This is a genomic window from Amaricoccus sp. W119, from assembly GCF_047275745.1.
In the GTDB taxonomy this organism is placed as follows: domain Bacteria; phylum Pseudomonadota; class Alphaproteobacteria; order Rhodobacterales; family Rhodobacteraceae; genus Amaricoccus.
Genome location: NZ_JBKQWU010000149.1, coordinates 1 through 2,347 on the forward strand (window position 1 = coordinate 1; position 2,347 = coordinate 2,347).

Genomic DNA, 2,347 nt, shown 5'->3' on the forward strand with positions numbered 1-2,347 from the left:
ACATCGTCGAGGACGCGGACGATCTGCGCGCCCGGCTCGCGGAGAACGCGGCCCACTGGCGGCGGGGTCTCACGGATCTCGGCTTCGACCTCATTCCCGGGGAGCATCCGATCGTTCCGGTGATGCTCGGCGACGCGGTGCTGGCGCAGCGCATGGCCGCGGCCCTTGGCGAGCGGGGCGTGCATGTCGCGGGCTTCTTCTTCCCGGTCGTGCCCAAGGGTGCCGCGCGAATCCGGACGCAGATGAACGCGCGGCTGACGCGCGAGGATCTTGATTTCGCGCTCGAAGCCTTCGCCGGCGCGGGCCGCGAACTGGGGGTGATCTGATGCGCGCGCTCGTGAAGGCCGAACCCGCCGAGGGGCTCTGGATGGAGGATCGCCCGGTGCCGGAGATCGGGCCGGACGATGTGCTGATCCGCGTGAAGAAGACCGGGATCTGCGGCACGGACGTGCATATCTGGAACTGGGACGACTGGGCACGGCGCACCGTGCCGGTGGGGCTCGTCACCGGCCACGAATTCGCGGGCGAGATCGTCGCACTCGGACGCGACGTGACCGAACTCGCCATCGGCCAACGCTGCTCGGGCGAGGGCCATCTGGTCGGAAAGCACAGCCGGCAGAGCCGCTCGGGCCGGTTCCATCTCGACCCGGAGACCCGGGGCATCGGCGTGAACGAGCCCGGNAGGGCCATCTGGTCGGAAAGCACAGCCGGCAGAGCCGCTCGGGCCGGTTCCATCTCGACCCGGAGACCCGGGGCATCGGCGTGAACGAGCCCGGCGCCTTCGCCGAATTCCTGCGGCTGCCGGCGTTCAACGTGGTGCCGCTCCCCGACACGATCTCCGACGAGATCGGCGCCATCCTCGACCCGCTCGGCAATGCGGTCCACACCGCGCTGAGCTTCGATCTCGTGGGCGAGGATGTGCTCATCACCGGCGCGGGGCCGATCGGGATCATGGCCGCCGCCGTGGCGCGGCATGTCGGCGCGCGGCATGTGGTGATCACCGATGTGAACCCCGACCGGCTCGCCCTCGCCGGGAAGGTTGTGGACGCCGTGACCGTCAATGTCGCCGAGGAGGATCTGGCCGAGGTCAAGGCGCGGCTGAAACTCAAGGAGGGTTTCGACGTCGGGCTCGAGATGAGCGGCAATGCGCGGGCCTTCGACCAGATGGTCGAAACGATGGTCATGGGCGGGCGGATCGCGATGCTCGGCATCCCGCCCGGCAAGAGCGCCGTGGACTGGAGCCGCATCGTCTTCAAGGCGCTGACCATCAAGGGCGTCTATGGCCGCGAGATCTTCGAGACCTGGCACAAGATGATCGCCATGCTGGAAAACGGGCTCGATGTGTCCGCCGTGATCACGCATGAATTCCCGGCGGCTGAATTCGCGACGGGCTTCGCCGAGATGCGTGGCGGGCGCTCCGGCAAGGTGATCCTCGACTGGACCGATCAGGAGCGCGACGTGACACGGTAGAAGACCCGGAAGCCAGCGGAGAACGCGCCGATTTGACACTCAGATTGCGGGCGCGAAACAAGTTCAGCTAAAGCGGAGGGGCCGCGTCTCCTTCGGAAAAGGGAGATGATCGATGGCGAACACCCGGATATCGGACAGGCGGGCTGCCAGTTCTCAGGACACTGGTTATCAGGACACCGGCTCTCAGGACGGGGGGTCCCGCGACAGCGGTTCCGGGGCCGCCCGGACACCCGCATCTCGGGGAGTCGGAGCCCAGGGGCGCATCCCGCTACGGCAGATCGAACGCGATCGCCGGGCCTTCGGGGCCGACCGGCTCAGCTTTCACCTCGAACTGCGGTGCCGGGACCCCTGGACCGGGCTCACGGCGTTCGCCGATGCCTGCGGCGCGGCGGGTCTCGGGCTCGGGGCGCTACGCTGTGGCGCGGAGGGCCGGGTCGCCTGCGTGCTGCGCGATGGCGGGACGGCGGATCTGTCGCTGCTCGACGCGGTGATCGCGGCGCGGGATTCGATCGCGCTCATCCGCTGGACGACCGAGATCGGGATCGGGCGTTCCGGCTGAGCGCCTCAGGCGCTGTCGCGCGGGACGATCCTGCCGGACAGGAGCACGTTGCCCTGCTCCTCGCCGTTCAGAATCCGGACCAGAGCCTCGGCCATCGCGGTGATCGGCTGGCGGTAGGTGGTCAGACGATAGCCGGGCGCGGCGGCGAGGGGGATGTCGTCGAAGCCCGTCACGGCGAGCCCGGAGGGGATCGCGAGCCCGAGCCGGTAGCGCGCCGCGTCCATCGCGCCGAGCGCGAGAATGTCGTTCTCGCAGACCAGAGCGTCCGGCATGTCGCCGGGGCTCCGCGCGCCGAGCGCCGCGACGACGCCCGTCACC

General features: G+C 69.3%; 3 protein-coding genes and 1 pseudogene. 3 read left to right on the forward strand and 1 reads right to left on the reverse strand.

What is annotated here, in order from left to right:
- The 3 genes and pseudogenes from ACLJK8_RS22465 to ACLJK8_RS22475 all read left to right on the forward strand — a co-directional run.
- Positions 1-326: aminotransferase class I/II-fold pyridoxal phosphate-dependent enzyme (locus tag ACLJK8_RS22465; RefSeq protein WP_413152644.1), on the forward strand; the 326-nt coding region annotated here is incomplete at its 5' end.
- A pseudogene (locus ACLJK8_RS22470) lies at positions 326-1,470 on the forward strand (L-threonine 3-dehydrogenase). The gene ACLJK8_RS22465 and the pseudogene ACLJK8_RS22470, both read left to right, overlap by 1 nt.
- A 112-nt stretch (positions 1,471-1,582) precedes the next feature.
- The gene (locus ACLJK8_RS22475) at positions 1,583-2,029 is read left to right on the forward strand and encodes a hypothetical protein (RefSeq protein ID WP_413152645.1); all 447 of its coding nucleotides are present in this window, start codon (positions 1,583-1,585) and stop codon (positions 2,027-2,029) included.
- A 5-nt stretch (positions 2,030-2,034) separates the two neighbouring features.
- Here the strand turns inward: ACLJK8_RS22475 and ACLJK8_RS22480 are convergent.
- The coding region (locus ACLJK8_RS22480) for a substrate-binding domain-containing protein (protein ID WP_413152646.1) at positions 2,035-2,347 on the reverse strand (313 nt) is incomplete at its 5' end.

Coding starts and splice junctions, on each gene's coding strand:
- ACLJK8_RS22475 (WP_413152645.1), top strand. CDS start 1,583: ATGGCGAACACCCGGATATCGGACAGGCGGGCTGCCAGTTCTCAGGAC.